Annotated in this window: 12 protein-coding genes; 5 read left to right on the top strand and 7 right to left on the bottom strand. The window is 40.4% G+C overall.

Annotated features, from left to right (window positions below; translation table 11 throughout):
* Nucleotides 1-37: 37 nt before the first annotated feature.
* The 4 genes from AC5JMK_RS15605 to AC5JMK_RS15590 all read right to left on the bottom strand — a co-directional run bounded on the left by AC5JMK_RS15605 (nt 38) and on the right by AC5JMK_RS15590 (nt 5,018).
* Entirely contained in the window at nt 38-2,308 is a 2,271-nt protein-coding gene (locus AC5JMK_RS15605; protein WP_495910502.1) for a TolC family protein, read from the bottom strand.
* 65 nt (nt 2,309-2,373) lie between these two features.
* Nucleotides 2,374-3,942, bottom strand: a complete 1,569-nt coding sequence (gene kaiC, locus AC5JMK_RS15600) for a circadian clock protein KaiC (RefSeq protein ID WP_096675814.1) — start codon at nt 3,940-3,942, stop codon at nt 2,374-2,376.
* 87 nt (nt 3,943-4,029) lie between these two features.
* Complete coding sequence (gene kaiB, locus AC5JMK_RS15595) at nt 4,030-4,350, bottom strand: circadian clock protein KaiB (RefSeq protein WP_096675813.1); 321 nt, start codon at nt 4,348-4,350, stop codon at nt 4,030-4,032.
* Nucleotides 4,351-4,712: 362 nt separating this feature from the next.
* Nucleotides 4,713-5,018: a circadian clock protein KaiA gene (locus AC5JMK_RS15590; protein ID WP_096675812.1), complete on the bottom strand. Its 306-nt coding sequence runs from the start codon at nt 5,016-5,018 to the stop codon at nt 4,713-4,715.
* A 1,069-nt stretch (nt 5,019-6,087) separates the two neighbouring features.
* Here AC5JMK_RS15590 and AC5JMK_RS15585 point away from each other — a divergent pair.
* Nucleotides 6,088-9,504, top strand: a complete 3,417-nt coding sequence (locus AC5JMK_RS15585) for an ATP-binding response regulator (protein ID WP_495910522.1) — start codon at nt 6,088-6,090, stop codon at nt 9,502-9,504.
* Between the two features lie 161 nt (nt 9,505-9,665).
* On the opposite strand, the gene AC5JMK_RS15580 is transcribed toward AC5JMK_RS15585, so the two are convergent.
* Nucleotides 9,666-10,556, bottom strand: coding sequence for a glycerate kinase (locus AC5JMK_RS15580; RefSeq protein ID WP_495910501.1), 891 nt, complete (start codon nt 10,554-10,556; stop codon nt 9,666-9,668).
* A gap of 84 nt (nt 10,557-10,640) precedes the next feature.
* A complete protein-coding gene (locus AC5JMK_RS15575) occupies nt 10,641-10,973 on the bottom strand; it encodes a DUF565 domain-containing protein (RefSeq protein WP_495910521.1) in 333 nt (110 codons plus the stop codon).
* A gap of 686 nt (nt 10,974-11,659) precedes the next feature.
* Between AC5JMK_RS15575 and AC5JMK_RS15570 the strand changes: the two genes are divergently transcribed.
* The gene (locus AC5JMK_RS15570) at nt 11,660-12,217 is read left to right on the top strand and encodes a hypothetical protein (RefSeq protein WP_096675808.1); all 558 of its coding nucleotides are present in this window, start codon (nt 11,660-11,662) and stop codon (nt 12,215-12,217) included.
* Between the two features lie 209 nt (nt 12,218-12,426).
* Nucleotides 12,427-14,328 carry an ArnT family glycosyltransferase gene (locus AC5JMK_RS15565; protein WP_495910500.1) on the top strand — a complete coding sequence of 634 codons (1,902 nt, stop codon included), beginning with the start codon at nt 12,427-12,429 and terminating at the stop codon, nt 14,326-14,328.
* A gap of 172 nt (nt 14,329-14,500) precedes the next feature.
* Here the strand turns inward: AC5JMK_RS15565 and AC5JMK_RS15560 are convergent, their stop codons facing one another.
* Nucleotides 14,501-15,070 (bottom strand): hypothetical protein, encoded by a 570-nt coding sequence (locus tag AC5JMK_RS15560; RefSeq protein ID WP_495910499.1) that lies wholly within the window; start codon nt 15,068-15,070, stop codon nt 14,501-14,503.
* 164 nt (nt 15,071-15,234) lie between these two features.
* On the opposite strand from AC5JMK_RS15560, the gene AC5JMK_RS15555 reads away from it, so the two are divergent.
* A complete protein-coding gene (locus AC5JMK_RS15555) occupies nt 15,235-16,410 on the top strand; it encodes a sensor histidine kinase (protein ID WP_096675805.1) in 1,176 nt (391 codons plus the stop codon).
* Nucleotides 16,407-17,042, top strand: a complete 636-nt coding sequence (locus AC5JMK_RS15550; protein ID WP_096675804.1) for a response regulator transcription factor — start codon at nt 16,407-16,409, stop codon at nt 17,040-17,042. The genes AC5JMK_RS15555 and AC5JMK_RS15550 overlap by 4 nt, the downstream gene beginning before the upstream one ends.
* Nucleotides 17,043-17,300 lie beyond the last annotated feature (258 nt).

The following is a 17,300-nucleotide window of genomic DNA, read 5'->3' as shown; positions in this document are numbered from 1 at the left end:
CCTCAATCCCTAATCCCTAATCCCCAATCCCCATTTACTATTGAGCAATCCTAGCTAATCCTCTAGCAGTTACAGATCTTTGCAAAGTCGCTAGAGCGCGATTGTAAGACAAAATAGCGCTGACACTATTACCTTCCGCTCTTGTGAGGTCATTTTCAGCTGCGATCACATCTGTTTGAGTTCCTACACCTGCTTGGAATCGCAAACGCGCCAAACGTAAAGATTCTCTAGCTTGTTCTAAAGCAATATTTGCAGTTTGTACTTGGTCTAAGTTAGATCTCAATTCCGAATAAGCTTGTTCTACCTGGAAGCGGATTTGATTGCGTGTATCTTTAAATTGAGTTTCAGCAATCCTAATATTAGCTTTTTGCTGGTTAGCTCTGGCTCTGGCTGCTCCCCCATCGAATAAATTTAGGGTGGCTTGCACTCCAACGGAATAACCATCGGTGACGCTAATACTATCATCAAACTGATCTAATAGGTTATAACTAGCAACTAAGCTGATTTGTGGGCCAAGTTCTGCAAGTGCTAAACGTCGTTGCTGTTCGCTAATATTGCGTTGTGCCAACTGCTGTTGCAGTTCTGGACGATTTTGATAGGCTAGTACAACCGTATCTTCTAGCGGCAAATTCCACAGACCTGCCAATCTTACAGGATCTGCGGCACTGACAGTTAATGCATCTGGAACATTTAATGTACTTGCTAACTGACTGCGGCGAATTCTTTGTTGAGATAACGCTCCACTCAAATCTTGTTGAGCATTTGCTAAAGTTACCTGCGCTCTAAGTACATCAAATTGAGTACCTACACCCGCTCTTTCTAAAGCTTGAGCATCGCGTAAAGTCACCTCAGCATTTCTCACAGAAGATTGGGCGATGCGTACATTTTCATCTGCTTCTTGCAAATCGTAGTAATTTGTGGCGACAGTGAGGCGAATTTCCTCAGCTTGACGCATAGTATCCAATTCTTGGAAGCGTACCTGTTCTTCAGCAGCGCCTATGTTGGCTGAACGTCTGCCTGAAGTAAAGATATTATAAATAAGTTGTGCTTGACCATTGAAGGATGTACCAGGTTCATCGTCGTTGGATTGAGTACGCAGTTCTGGTGGTAAACCCCGTTCTTGTTCGTCTCGTATTTCTGAGGTGAGTTGACTTTGAGCAGATTGGCTGCGGGTAATGCTAGTACTCAAGTCAAGGGTGGGAAATAAAGCAGCTTGAGCTTCCCGCAAGCTAGCTTGAGCTCGTTGTAATTCCAATAAAGATATTTGTAGTTGTGTATTGTTGCGCTGTGCTAAATCTACAGCTTGTTCTAAGGTAATTGGCTGGTTTCCCTTTTGTCTAACTTCATCAGGTTTGGTAGGAAATAGCAAGGGATTGCTTTTGTCAGGATTGAGGTAATTAGGTGCAGGTGTTGTTGGTTTGGAAATTGGCGAAACGATGGGGACTTGTGGAGTTGTTTGTTGTTGCTGATTGTTGATTGTTGGTGCTGTCGGAGAAATTGCTTGCGATACGAGTTGCGGGCTGAGATTTTGTGGAGGACAACTAAGTGTATCTTGAGAGCAATTATCGATCGCTAATAATTTTGCCGAACCTGAACCTCTAGCGACATTTTGTAAAAAAGCTGAAGCTTGGATGTTAGGGTTTTGCTTTGATGGTGCTTGTGTAGTGGTAGAGTTGGTAAATTCCTGGGGAGCGATCGCATCACTTACACCCACTGGCAATTTTTCTGGATTTGAACTTCTACTAATTATGACTTCACGCAATTTTTGCCCAACTTGAGACGGCGATCTAGGTTTGACAGAGTTTTTCGGTGATCCAGTTTTAGCCTCAGCAGTGCTTTGGCGTAGATGCTGAGTACCATAGTCAAAGGGAGCTACCTGCATAATTTCTGGCTGCAAGTTGGCATCAAAAATCGCAGAGGCTAACTGATTGCTATCTACTGGCTGGGCTTGGTATTGGGCTGATGTCACCCTGAAAGTACTTCTTTGATCTTGAAAAGAAATTTCTTCTATTGGTACACCAATTGTTTTAGTAGCAATTTTCCCAACATCATCACTCCCAAACCTCTGCATGTTAATTGTCTTAAAATCTGTCGGTTCTGGTGTTTTGATTGTTGTTGGCAAATTAGTTGAAAAACTACTATTTCCAGCAGAAACTTGATTTTTTGTATTGTCTGCTACTAAGTTTCCACCCTCGTTCAGGGTAGAAATACTGGGGTTAACAACATTTTGCGCCCAACTCGGTTGAGTGGTTAACACTGCTGCTGTTACACCAGGTAAGAAACTATAGAGTATTATCTGTCCTTTCACCGCATCCCCTCACACAACAATAAGGCGGCTTCATACCGTTTTTTCACACAGAATATAACACGAGGCTAACTAGAAGCATCATTACTGTCTTTGTCTTGAAAACTCTTGACTATTCGAGACAGTTCAGCTTTTTCATCGATACTAACGCGAGTAGGCGCTCCGCTAACAATTCTTTCGTAATTGCGGAAAGAATCTTTAATTTCCGGGCCATCCGCCGTGATATTGTATTCACGAATACCCTTATCATGCCAAGAGCCACGCATTTTAAATACATTGATTGCCCGTGACATTTCTCCACGAATTTCTACATACTGCAACATCAAAATCGTGTCAGTAATTGTGGAAATATGGGAGTCGGTAATCGAATGCGAACCCATAAATTGATCGGTTGTATTAGTAAAAAAGCCTGTTATTTCTTCTTGCTTGGCGTACCCCGTGACACCAATGACAAATTGTCGGAATGCATTATTACTTACACCGCGTGCCAAGGCTGAGAGTGAATCAATAGCAATCCGAGCAGGTTTAAAATCAGCAATTTCTGACTTGATAATTTGTAGATGATCTTCTAAACCAGTTGATTCAGGATAGGTACAAATTATTTTCAGCAATCCTTGACGTTCTAAATCCTCAAATTCGATTCCCCAAGATGAGGCGTTACGCGAGAGTTGAGCGCGCGATTCTTCGTAGGCAAATAATATTGCCCGTTCACTGTTTTTGCACCCATTTTGCAGAAATTTGCTGACTAATAATGTCTTACCTGTGCCTGTAGCTCCTGTGGCTAAAATAATTGAATCTTTAAAGAAACCACCGCCACACATATCATCTAAGGTTGTAACCCCAGAAGATACACGTACATTGGAAGATCTTTGAGTTAAGCGCATTGCCCCAAGTGGGAAAATATTGACTCCTTCATTAGTAATTGTGAAAGGATATTCGCCTTTCATGTGTGTTGTACCACGCAGTTTCAAAATTTCGATGGTACGACGACGACGTTCCCCCTCCAAGACGTTGCGGACAATTACTACGTTATCGGAAACAAATTCTTCTACTCCAAAACAAGCGACTGGACCATATTCCTCGGTACGTTCTGTGGTAATTATAGTGGTGACATTCAGGAGTTTGAGTCGGGCTACTAAACGAAAAATTTCGCGCCTGACGACTCCAATAGCTTCATATTGCTGAAATACAGCAGTGATGGAGTCAATAGCTACTCTTTTTGCTTTATATTTGCGTATAGCATACTGCAAGCGTTCAATCAATGCTGAAAGGTCAAAGTTACCAACAATATCTTGTCCTTCTGGGTCAGGAGAAGCATCCAAAATAAATAACTTCCCATCATTGATTAAGCCTTGCAAATCCCAACCAAAAATATAGGCGTTTTTTATGATATCATAGGGGGATTCTTCAAAGGTGACGAACACTCCTGGTTCTTCCAAATAGCTAATACCGTTAAAAAGAAACTGGAGAGAAAATAAAGTTTTACCAGTTCCAGAGGTACCACTGACCAGAGTTGTTCTCCCTACAGGTAATCCACCATGACTAATATCATCAAACCCCTCTATCATCGTACGAATTTTTTCGACACCACCAAATAAAGGTGTGTTGTTTTTCTCTGGTTGGTCGTTTTCTCTCATCTTTGTTTTATACTTACCAAATGGGAATTTAACCCAGTTATTATATTAATAAAATGTTGAGACTTATGTTTTATCTATTTATATAATCTATTCTGCTTGAAATTGTTCGTCTTCTATTAACTCTTCGTAAAGTAAGTCTAAACCAATCAATACTCTTTCTCGGTCTGAAAGATCACCAATAATTTTCCGAACGGGTGGAGGCAATATTTTAGATAATGTTGGTGTAGCTAATATTTTGTCTTCCTCCGCCAATTGTGGGTTTTTGAGTACGTCTATGACTTTGAGAGTATACACTCCTTTAAATTCTCGTTCTAATATATTTTTTAGTGTTCTTAGTGCCATGACTGAGTTGGCGGTATTCCCTGCTACGTACAACTTGAGAACATAACTCTTTTTGATTTTATTCATAGTCAGCTAGAGTCTGGGATAAAGAGTAAAGAAGTTATCAAACAAGCGCAACAACATTTTCAGGTACTAATCTTTGGGTGGTAGCAAACCTCCCACTGCAAGACAAAAAGCTTAACTTTGCTATAACGTAGGCTTTTTGTCTTCTGTTTTCCTATACTAGTACAATGCCATGAAAATAGAGATGCTATCCAAAACTACTGCTCTGTCCCATTTATTTTGATGAGTTGTGGGTGTCCAGATCCCGACTTCGCAAAAGTTGTGGGGGATCTATAACCTCTCAAAGTTAGGTTGACACAGTACTATTAGCCTATCAGCGCTAACTCTCTATACACAAACATGCATAAGCCTGAAATCAAATGTATCTATTGAGGAAGCGATCGCCGATAAAGTTCACACAAATGAGCCAGAATATCAATTAACGTCAGACGATAGTCTAGTAATGTCTCGTCTCCGCGTCCTTCTAATCTTAGCTGCTTGGAAAATTCATCAATAAGTTCCATATGAATTTCTATAATTTGCGGCACAGGAATATTAGCATAAAATACTGCATTGATAAATTTATCAATTTTTTCCTTCAGTCTTTTGTCTGTGGTAAAGTAATCTATAAGAATTTGGCGGTATTCTAATTTAAGTTCCTGTAAAAATGCCTGTTGTTCGGCTTTCGTCATTTGCTGAAAAAAAATCTATTGTTCTTGCTGCTGGCATCTGGTGACATCTAAAATCTTCGATTTTATTGTTTGTTTTTTACTTTTGAATGTAACTAATTATTCGGGAAAAGATGAGATTTTTTCAACTGTTTAGTTATAGTGATTAGATAAATAGCTTTCTTATTTATCATGCCAACTAAAATTTATCGGATCATAATATCAAAACAATATTAATGTTTGATTGCTTCATAGTATTAATATGATCTTATGTGTACCTCCTTGAGCAACTGAACTCAGAACATAAAGTTATGATTTGGTAATTTGACAAACAATCTCACAGTCCCATCGGCTGCATGGCCATTTTGTAAAGTTACCTAAAGATTGCTTCTTAACAAATTGTACAATCTTATTAACAACTGTTACAGATATTATTTCAAACAAGCACTTGACCTGTATTTTGAGGAGAAGATCAACGCAGAGTAAATAGTTGTAAATGCCTGCTCTTAGACACTGTTTTAGGCAAATCAGAGTTCAAAGGGAAAGATTTAGTTTCATGCTAAATCAGCGAGATTTTGCCTCTTGTTCTTCATATCTAACTAAATACAGATTTTCTAGTTTTACTCCTTAGATAAAATACTTAAACTAAGTTAAATAATCATTGCGTTGTAAATCATTATAATTCCTAAAGGTTCTAAAGCGAATCTTTGGAGCCATAATTGTTTTAGGTATTGCTAATCTTAAAGAGGGTTTTTTACAACAACAGCACAACTGACACCAGGAAGCTATATTTTTAGTAGTAGTTATAACTAATACAAACTACTTAGTACCAAACAATAGATACGCTAAAAGCAGCTATGCTCACAGAAATAACACCAATGCTATAAGCTTTTGTATGATTTCTTGCCATGCTGCATAAACAATAGTAATTTTGACTTTTGAATTCCCTAGGCTGACCGTATTGCCTTATAACCCGCAATGGCAAAGTGAAGATATGGCTGGAAACGCGAACAGCACCAGCTTAACTACTTGGTGATGCTAAATGTTTCCATACCGACAGAATGATACTCGAAAGCTTATAAAGCTTATGTCAATGCTAAAGTACCCGCTATACGAATTCGTCTGCACTGTACCCATTTGCTCAAAAACAGCAACTTTAAAAGTTGTATTGGAAATTTTTGAGGCGCAGCAGTGCGATCGCTTGATAGTTTTAAATGAGCAGCAAAACCCCATTGGGGTAATTTATTCTGCTCATTTGCTACCAGAAATTTTGGCAGCAAATCAAGGAAATAGCAATCAAGCAGGGTCTTTTAACTTACAGCAGCCATTGGCAAGTCGGGAATCAAGCTTGATACAACCAATACAGACTTTAGCGTCTGATTGTGGTATCGAGGAATTCAGTCATTTATTGCGATCGCAACAGACCAAAAATAATATTAACCGAGATTGGGCATTAATTGACCCTGAAGGCAAATTTTTGGGGTTAATAGATACTTCACGGTTGCTGCAATTTGTGTTTCGGCAAAAAGTACAAAATCAACCGCAAATCGAAGATAGTACTAACAAAACTAAATCCCGTCGCCGCAAAGCACCCCTCGCCGCCAAGACTGCAAAAGAAGCAAAACAGACAAAACAGACAACACCCCCATTTGCACCATTGCCTAATCATCCGTTCATCCAACTTTTGGAAAGATTACCTTGGCCTTTAATGCTGCAAACGAACACAGGCAAGGTTGTCACTCAAAATCCAGCATGGTGGGAACAATTAGGAATTTTAAAAGACCCAGAAGGCGTTAGACAACAAGTAGAAGCAATCCTCAACCCCGCAGCTGTCAAAAACCTCGAATATGCAACTCACAAAAGTCTAGCCGATATCAGCACCAACAATAATGCTGATCATTATCAAACCCAGCCCATAGTTGCCAAAACTCTGGTACGAAATGATCATTTGTCCACTAGTAGTGAAGTACTACTACCAATAACTACAACTACAACTACAACTACAACTACAACCGAAAGTTCAATATTGTCTACACGATTACCTTCTAAAAATCGCTGCTTTTTAGATAGCCAGCATGGAACTTGCACCTGTGTTGTAGAAGTAGAAAATGGTCAAGAACGAGTCTGGCAATTTGCCAAAATTCCTTTAGACAGCCCAGAACTGAAAGTCAAAAATCCTAGTTCCGACACCGTGCTGAACTCAGATTTGTGGTTAATGTTAGCAACAGATGTCACCGAACAGCAGCAGCTTTGTAAAGAACTAGCAGCAAAAAATGCCGATTTGATGCAACTAAATCGGTTAAAAGACGAATTTTTAGCCTGCATTAGCCATGAGTTAAAAACTCCCCTCACGGCGGTTTTGGGATTATCGCGGTTGTTAGTAGATCAACAATTAGGAGAACTCAATGAGCGACAAGCACGTTATGCTGGACTAATTCATCAAAGTGGGCGGCATTTGATGAGTGTAGTCAATAATATTTTAGATTTGACCCGCATGGAAACAGGGCAAATGGAACTGATGCTGGCAATTGTGAATATTCGTACAGTGTGCGATCGCGCTGTCGATGAAGCAAAAGCTATCCATGCTCAAAGTCGCAAAACCACAGTTTCTTCCCATCATCCTCAAGCTGGTGGAGAAGAACACACATTCAGTCTTTCTATAGAACCAGGTTTAGAAGAAATTGTCGCAGATGAATTTCGCCTGCGTCAAATGTTGGTACACCTGCTATCCAATGCTTTCAAGTTCACAGAAACTGGAGGAGAAATTGGATTGCGAGTCAGTCGCTGGGAAGGTTGGATTACATTTACAGTCTGGGATACAGGCCTTGGTATTCCCGAACATCAACAGCATCTGATCTTTCAAAAATTTCAACAATTAGAACATCCACTTACCCGCCAGTTTGAAGGTACAGGACTGGGATTAGTATTAACTAGGGCCCTTGCTCGTCTGCATGGTGGTGATGTTAACTTTTTATCTCGCGAAGGTAAAGGCAGTCAGTTCACTTTGTTGTTACCACCAAGTCCTCCAAAAGAGTTAGGAAGACTAGCAGAGGAAGAGATTGAGACACAGATGAAGAAGAGATCGCCAGATCGCGAGATCAAAAGAAAGATTTCACCCCACCATTCCACTACCTCAAGCCTGGGGACACAACACAGATGGGGACAAAAATCTACATCATCATCATCATCATCATCATCCCACCATTCCACCTCTTCCCAACAACTAGTATTGGTTGTAGAAGCTGTAGCCCGATATATTGAAGACTTTACCGAACAACTCACAGGTTTAGGTTATCGAGTAGTAATAGCGCGATCCGGATGTGAAGCTGTAGAAAAAGCCCGTCGTTTGCAACCAAAAGCTGTATTTCTCAATCCCCTACTACCTCTGCTTTCGGGTTGGGATGTGCTAACTTTACTCAAATCTGATGCTACAACTCGCCACATTCCTGTAATTGTGACAGCAACCGCAGCTGAGAAAGAGCAAGCATTTGCTAATCGTGCAGATGGTTTTTTAAGCTTACCTGTAGAACCTCAGTTCTTAGCACCATTATTGGAAAGTTTGTATATAGTTTCCCAAAAAAAGCAGCAAAACAAACAAACAAAACCTGTTCTAAGTCATGCACCACTGCGAATTCTTAGATTCGTCCATCCTGAAGGAGAAAATCTCGATTTATATCCCTTACTGCAACAACATCGAATTATAGAAGTCGATGATATTGAACAAGCAGAATTGCTAGGTAGAGTGTGGCAATTTGATGTCATTTTGCTAGACCCAGAAGTACCCGCAGCAACAGCTTACTTGCAAAAACTAAGTAAGCTTCCTCGCTTGGCAAATCTACCTATAGTTACCTGTGATGTTCAAACTACACAGACAGCTTCTCAAATAACTGGTTTGTCCGTGTTTCCTTGTTTAACGCGATCGCATACCAACAACAGCGATAAAAACAAAAAAATAGATGCTTTATTGTCAGTGCTGCAAATAGCAGTTGGTATTTCCTGTCCTTCCAGTATATTAGTTGTAGAATTGGCAGCACTACCAGATTTACCAGATGCAAAACGTAAGCATTCTACTAGCAAAACTTTAGAAAAAGACTCTCAAGTCAAAGATTTTCCCAATCAAGGTTTTAAACCTCTAACTATCTCTCGTGGTTCAGAGTGGTTTCAAGCATTAATTCAGTATCTACATACAGCCGGACTCAAAGCGACTATTGGTAGATCTTGGGAAGAACTGCTACAACAACTCCGTCACAAAAGCGTTGACTTATTACTAATTTGCTTAGAAGAATCCAGCCTCAAAAAAGAAGTATACTCAGCCCTGAAAACACTTGGAGAGTTACCAGTAAAATTGCCACCCGTTTTAGTACTAGATCAGCAATTAAATCCTGATCTTACTCAAGAACAGTCTCTAGAAAATGCTGTCGGTGCGATCGCAAGCCAAGTTTTACCTCGGTCGATCTCTATGGAAGATTTACTCAATCATATTAATCAAGCTTTATCAACGAGTGATTAGGGATTGGGGACGTATCAATTCAAAATTCAAAATACCTTCGGTAGGCGCGTAAGCGACTTCTGTAAGTAGCCGCTCCGCGTCTACAAAATTCAAAATTGGGAAGGAGAACAAGGGGGAGAATAAACACCAATGACAGTTGTCAACTGTCAATCAATAATTGACTAATGAGTTAAGATATTGCCGAAACTATGATCGGAATTGATCTCAATCACTAAATCAACTAGTGTGGGAGATTCGACTAACGGTTTAATGAATAATTCTGGATGGAGAGAACACCAAAAATAGTTGACAAATTGCTCAATTTCTGCATTACTCATCCCTGATTTGCCAACAGCAATCATTTCCCTTTCTGCTTGCTTGCGCCACTCTAAAGAAAGTCGATAATCTTGGGGATACAACACGATTAAACCATCCAATCTTTCCCATAGTGGCAGATAATCACGCAAGTTACGATTCATATCACGAGCAAAAGCTTTGTCATCAGGAGTGATGATCGGTGGTGGTGGGTGATCAAATGCACTGGGATCAATAGGTTGCACGCCTACAAACCAACCTTCAAATAACACAATGTCTGCATTTGCCACAATTTCTGGAGTAGTTCTATCACCAGCACCATTGTGTGCTGATTTATCAAAGCGGGGAACTGATACTGGAAGTTCACAATTGCGAACTTTGTCTAATACAGTTAAGCCTAACTCAACATCATGAGTTCCAGGCGGACCGCGCCAAATCAAACGGGGATCATGCTGTTTGAGAATTTGGCGATCGCAATAGGTTTTGTATAGGTCATCCAAAGACAAACTCAGCGTTTGATATCCCAAGTGTTGAAAAATCAAGGTCAAAACTCTACACAAAGTAGTTTTACCCGTCCCTTGTCCTCCCAAAATACCCTGAATCAACGGACGATTTAATTGCTGTCGCTGGGACACCAACTTTGTAGCTAAAGGTAGCCACAAATTACATAACACCTCCGACACCATCTGGGGCTGCATCCGCAGATGAGTTTGGCAAAATTCCAGCACATCAGGATATAAAAATTTGTCATTTGTCATTTGTCATTGGGTATTTTCTCCCTTCTCCCCATTCACAATTTTTAATTTTTAATTTTTAATTGATACGTCCCCGATTCCCACTCCTCACGATCCCAGCTTGAATGCTTCCAAAAATAAACTGTAGGTGAGACCAATTTTCAGATAGTTCATTGCTTGCACCCAAAATACTTGTCGTGCTAAGACGCTGCGATTGTAAAATATCCTGTTGGCAATTTCTGTTGCCAACACTAAAGTTCCAGCCACTACAATATCCCATTCTGCTGTTTGTCCAGCTGTAGTTGCAAGTGCGTTTCCTAGAAAAAAACCAAATAAAAAACTAATGATTAGTATAGATATGCGTCGCCAAGGGTTGAAAATCCACTGTTCTAACCTCCTAGCGATCGCATTGAATAAGTTATTGAGACGAGTATTTTGCATGATTGATGATGGTGACATTGATCAAAATCTGATTAGATATTTCCATCTTGAAGATATTAGGTTTAGCATAAAGTTATGTGGATAATATTAGACCTCTTGCAAAAATATTTTTACCCCACCCTAACCCTAAGCGTAAACGGGGAGGGAACTAAATCTTCCCCCCGTTCACGGGGGGATTGAGGGGGGTTCATTCGACTTTTGCAAGAGGTCAATTGAAGCTGTTTTGGGTTTAGGGTGAACACAAAAATCAATATATAGTATCATCATCTTGAGCTAGTACGAATAAATGAAGCGTCAAGGAAATTTTTCCTAACTTCCTTCAGTATTGTTGCTCATAATGGCATAAAGTATACATCCTACCCATAATTCTCAAAAAGTCTGTAGTCCTCAATTCAATGAGTCACCAGTAATTTGTGATCAGTGAAATGCTTTGCATATTCACTTAATCATTGGTCAATGTTGATATTAGGCTACTATGTCAACTACCCATACCCACACTGACTCAATACAGTGAGCGTGTGGGCTTGAAAGAACCAGCTTTCAACGTAAAAGATGGCTAGCCCGTGAGACTTGTTTTGTTACAGACTACCGAATGTTTCCCTAGTTCGGATTATTTCTAAGTCTACTGCTTGTAGGGTTCAGTTGAACGAGCCTAGAAAAATACTTATTTGTAATATCTATACAATATGAAACCGCTAATCTACCGTCATGCTGTTCTCGCAGCTGCTTGCTTAGGATTGCTTTTGTTAGCTGTAGGTTGCTATGAACTGAAAGTATCTTTTGAGGGGGATCAATCTTCTGAATCTCAATCAAACACTAACTCAGAAAGTGCGATCGCTTCTACTTTAGATACTTCTGTAGCGACATCTCAAAAAAAATCCTTATTTGCATATCATCAAGGCTCAACGATCAAAGCAGCAAGCCAGGGAAGTTTACGAATGAGTAATCAAACTGAACAACCTGTCCGTCTTGCTTTACTAGCACGCAAAGCAGGAGTTAAAAGTAATTCTCAAGAAAATTATGCAGTCCCAGCACATTGGGATTTTGCTCCAGGAGAAGGTAGTGAAAAGGGTTTAATTTTATCGCTACCTAACGGTAGCATCAAAATCGAAAAGGGAGATGTTTTAGTCGCCTTTGCACAGGATGGTTCCCGTCGCTACTGGGGACCTTACGTAGTTGGCGAAACTCCCGCTCCTGTCTGGAATCCGCAAAAGAAAGAATGGGAATTAATTCTTGATCAATAGTCAATTATTAGTTTTTAATTGTTGATTGTTGGTTTTTGTACCAGATGTCTATTTGTTAGTGGTCAGGGAAACCGCAAACCTCATATCATTTGGTATTGGTTTTGAGAACAAAAAACAAAAAATCACGTCAAACGAGTATTGACTAGTGGCCCTTGACCATTGACCATTGACCATTGACCATTGACTATTGACTATTGACTTGTGACTAAATGACAATTCGCGCTTTCGACCAGTTGTTAAATAGGATTGGCAAACGTCCAGCCTTGGCGATCGCACTGTCAACTTTGTGGTTGATTTTGGTTGGTGGGATCGCATTTTTTTGGCATTTGGGTAGTATTGGGCTGATAGATGAAACTGAGCCTTTGTTTGCTGAAGCTTCTCGGCAAATGTACGTAACAGGCGATTGGATCACGCCGTTTTTCAATGATAAAACTCGCTTTGATAAGCCTGCTTTGATTTACTGGTGTCAGGCGATCGCATACAACATTTTTGGTGTGAATGAGTGGGCAGTGCGTCTGCCAAGTGCGATCGCGGCAATGAGTGTAATTGCCTTAGCATTCTACACTGTGCAATGGCAACTGGCAAAACAAGATGCCTTAGAACAAGTTTTTCGTCCTTCCAGACGCTGGTTAACAGCAGGTTTAGTAGCAGCTGTCATGGCACTCAATCCCGAAATGATTGTATGGGGAAGAACTGGTGTCTCAGATATGCTGCTGACTGGCTGTATAGCATCAGCTTTGTTGTGCTTTTTTCTTGGATATGCTAGTCAGGAGGGATCGGGGATTCTCCAGAGGAAACGCTACGCTAACGGGGACAGGGGACAAGGAGGAATTTCTCTTTCCCAATCCCCATTACCCAATAATTGGTATCTCGCTTGCTACGTACTAATAGCTGGGGCAATTTTGACTAAAGGGCCTGTAGGTATTGTTTTACCTGGGCTAATTATTGGTGTATTTTTGCTTTATCTGGGCAAATTGCGAGAGGTTGTGCGGGAAATGCGCCTCTTGTTAGGTATGCTAATTATCTTGGGTTTATCAGTACCTTGGTACGTGCTAGTAATTTGGCGCAATGGCTGGAATTTTATTAACTCCTTTTTTGGCTACCACAATATCGAACGCTTTACAGAAGTAGTCAACGGTCATAGAGCTCCTTGGTTTTTTTATTTTTTGGTAGTATTACTGGGTTTTGCTCCTTACTCAGTATACTTACCCCTATCAATGGCAAGGCTAAAATTTTGGCAGCGTCAGTATTGGCGTTCTCAAGAGCGATCGCAACAACTTGGTTTATTTGCCTTTTTCTGGTTTGCTAGCATCTTTGGCTTTTTTACCATTGCTGTCACCAAACTTCCTAGCTATGTCTTGCCATTAATGCCAGCAGCAGCCATTCTGGTGGGACTTTTGTGGAGCGATTTCTTCCAAGACAAAGCGATAAGGGATCAAGGAGGACAAGGAGGCAATTTTTCTGTGTTGTCTTCCCATACTTCTCCCACTCCTCTGTCCCCTTCCTCTCTCCTCTGGACTGGCTGGGTTAATGTAGTATTTGTATCAGCGATCGCAGTAGCGCTGTTTTATGTACCCCGGTTAATAGGTGCTGATCCTGCTGCACCCGAATTTCGCCAACTGCTGCAACAATCAAGTTTAACAACTTTGGGCAGTGTGATCTGGTTCGTTTGTGCTGTGGTATTAGTAGTGGTAATACTGCGTCGTCGTTGGCGTCTATTGATTGGTGTGAATTTGTTGGCGTTTGCGCTGTCTTTAATTTTTGTCTTGACTCCAGCTTTGTTTTTAATAGATCAACAGCGTCAGTTACCTTTAAGAGAATTGGCAGCGATCGCAGTTAAAGCTGAAAAACCAGGTGAAGAATTACTCATGGTTGGCTTCAAAAAACCCACCGTTGTTTTTTATAGCCACCGTCCTGTAAATTACATCAAAATGAGTGTAGCCGCAGGAGATTATGTGAGAACTCAGGCTGTGCAGAAAACACAAACTGATTCAATTTTAGTTTTAGCTCAACCGAAAAAGTTTCCAGAAATGGGTTTGCAAGCAAATAATTATCAAACTTTAGGAAAAAGTGGTGCTTATCAATTAATTAGAGTGCCTTTAAATAGGTAAATTGTTGGTTATTATTTGGAGTTGAATTTGCCAAAATTGAGATATCCAGATCCCCAACTTCTTTAAGAAGTCGGGGATCTTGTTGTTCACGAATTATTTAGGAATACTATAGATGATCATAATGTATTGAGCAATACCCCAACACATCCTGATATCTTCACTAATTACTCCATTATTGCTCGCCGGTAATTGCAGGTTCATTTGCCATTGAGATAGCCATATCTATCATCTGCTGTTGGGACACATCCCTAGTTGAACCACCTCCCAATCCTAATACGTATTCCAGTCCATCTTGCTTCCAAAAAACGTATTGGCTAATGTTATTTCCTTGTCCCCTGGTGATATAAAAGCCACTAATGCCATTCCCCAAGTCTACTGGAGTGATACTATCTCCTTTCGGAGGCCAAATTTTAGAAGTTCCCTCTGGAGTGAAGACGCCAAATCCTCCAGTAGTACAAGCAGAAGGGTTGTTTGAGGCAGAACAATCCGATGTATTTGGGAGGCGAACTTCAAAGACTTTACTATCAGAAGCAATGTAGGAATAAAGCTTGATCTTGGAAGCTACGGGAGGGAGAGAAGAAGGTAAACGCATTTTCAATCCTTTTGGTAACTGAGTGCGAATATCGTCAATTAAAGGTCTAAAAACAGATGCAGGTTCAGCTCCAGATTTAAAAGAAATGACTAAACCAGTTACAAGAATTGATAGCCCAACCAAAGAATTTAGAATCATTTTGCGCTTCATTTGCTTTTTCCTGACAAACGATCATCTCCACATCAGAGTATCGAAGTTAACTTCGCGATCGCCTTATCAAAAGTCATCTAAAATTCATGACGAAAGTCATGTTTTAAATTCAACACAGTATTGCATGATATTACCCGTGAAGATATTTCCCTGCCTCTAGTTCAATGAACCTGCTCGCAAACCGTTTTTTCTCTTTTCGTTGGATATTGCGATGGGTAGAATGGGTGATTTTGCTAGCAAATCTCTTTTCCGGCTTGATCAGCAATTATTTTCAAGATCACCCGCATTTACTACCCTTATTTATTGCTTTTAATATTGCGTTCTTTTTACTCAGTTTTATTTTTCCGCTTGAGCGTCCACTCTGGCAAAGACGAGCTTTCATTGCTGTGGAAATAATATTAATTGTCTCTGCTGTTTGGCTACGTTTTTGGTTTACAATCTTTATGTATTTTGTTCTTGCCAAGAGTTGTTTTCTTCTCAGTCGCAGAGATGTCATCCTAACAGCAATTTTCACGGGAATTGGCTACTTATCCAGTGAAGCTTGGTATCTTCCCCAACGGATAGCAGAAACCATTACAAAACTCCAATCCCGTGGTTCAGAGTATGTATATGACGCCAAGGCAATTTTATTGACCAGTTTGCTAGATTACATAGGAGCCAGCCTGTTTATAATTTTGCTGGGTTTTGTGATCGTGGCGGAGCGCAAAAGCCGACAGAGAGCAGAGATGTTAGCAAAAGAAGTGGAAACTTTAGCAGCAACTTTGGAACGTACTCGTATAGCTCGTGAGATCCATGATTCCCTTGGTCACACTCTTACTACTCTTGATGTTCAGTTAGAACTAGCCCAAAAATTGCACCAACGTGATCCTGATCAAACTCTACAAGCACTGGATACTGCCAAGTATCTTTCTAGTCAATGCCTTCAAGATGTACGTCGTGCTGTACAAACAATACGCCGATCAGATTTTGATCTCAATCAGGCACTCAGCGTCCTAGTTACGCAAATCCAGCAAAACCGATCCTTTACGGTGCAGGCGGATCTAAATTTGCCACCATTACCTCTTCAGACGAGTCATCAACTTTACTGCATTATTCAGGAAGGATTGACAAATATTCAAAAACATGCATATACTTCTCACGTGATTCTGCGAGGACAATTTACGCTTGATGCCATTATCCTGGAGTTAGAAGACGACGGGCTGGGCTTTAATCCTGATTTGCCTCATTCTGGTTTTGGATTACGAGGAATGCAAGAGCGGATACAAATATTGAATGGTAAGCTGAGTATTAAAAGTACCCCTGGTCAAGGTACTCATATTTGGATCACAGTTCCTCGATGATTCGGCTTTTGCTTGTAGATGATCAACATCTATTTCGGCAAGGATTAGCATCCTTATTGTCACTAGAAGAAGATTTAGAAATTGTCGGTGAAGCTAATGATGGTAATGAAGCGATCGCCCTTACTAAAAAACTCCAGCCTGATGTGATTCTAATGGATGTAAGGATGCCTGTTTGTGATGGGGTAGTTGCCACTCGTGAAATTCACCAACGCTATCCCTGGATCAAGATTCTGGTACTAACAACGTTTGATGAAGATGAATATATTTGGCAATCCCTACAAGCAGGAGCATTAGGGTATCTACTCAAGAGTACTCCCTCCGGACAATTAGCAGCAGCAATCCGCACCCTGAATCAAGGATACAGCCAGCTAGGGCCAACCATCGCTCCCAAAGTCTTTGCTCAAATTAATCCCCCTGTATCTAAACACACAAACTACCAAAACTTGTTTAGCGATCGCGAACTAGAAGTTTTAACTCTATTGGGTCAAGGGAAAAACAATCGAGAAATTGCTCAAACTCTTTATCTGACTGAAGGTACGGTAAAAAACTACATCACTCAAATTCTTTGTCAGCTTGGTGTACAAAATCGTACTCAGGCAGCATTATGGGCGCAACAGTATTTAAGATTTTGAGTGAGCAGTATGGATACTGAAGAGCCAGTTTTTTAAGTTTCAATCCCTAATAGGGATTAATGTTAGTTGCAACGCTAATTCCGAAATTGTTGGCTGAGGGACATCAAGTTTCAATCCCTAATAGGGATTAATGTTAGTTGCAACAAAAAGTTTAGTTCTGTTCATAAGGAATTATCAGTTTCAATCCCTAATAGGGATTAATGTTATAGCGTTTCTTAATCTAGTGAAGTACAGTAACAACAATGGGTAAACCAATTA

The sequence above is a fragment of the Pelatocladus sp. genome (genome assembly GCF_059505505.1).
This window is presented reverse-complemented; position numbering and strand designations above follow the sequence as displayed.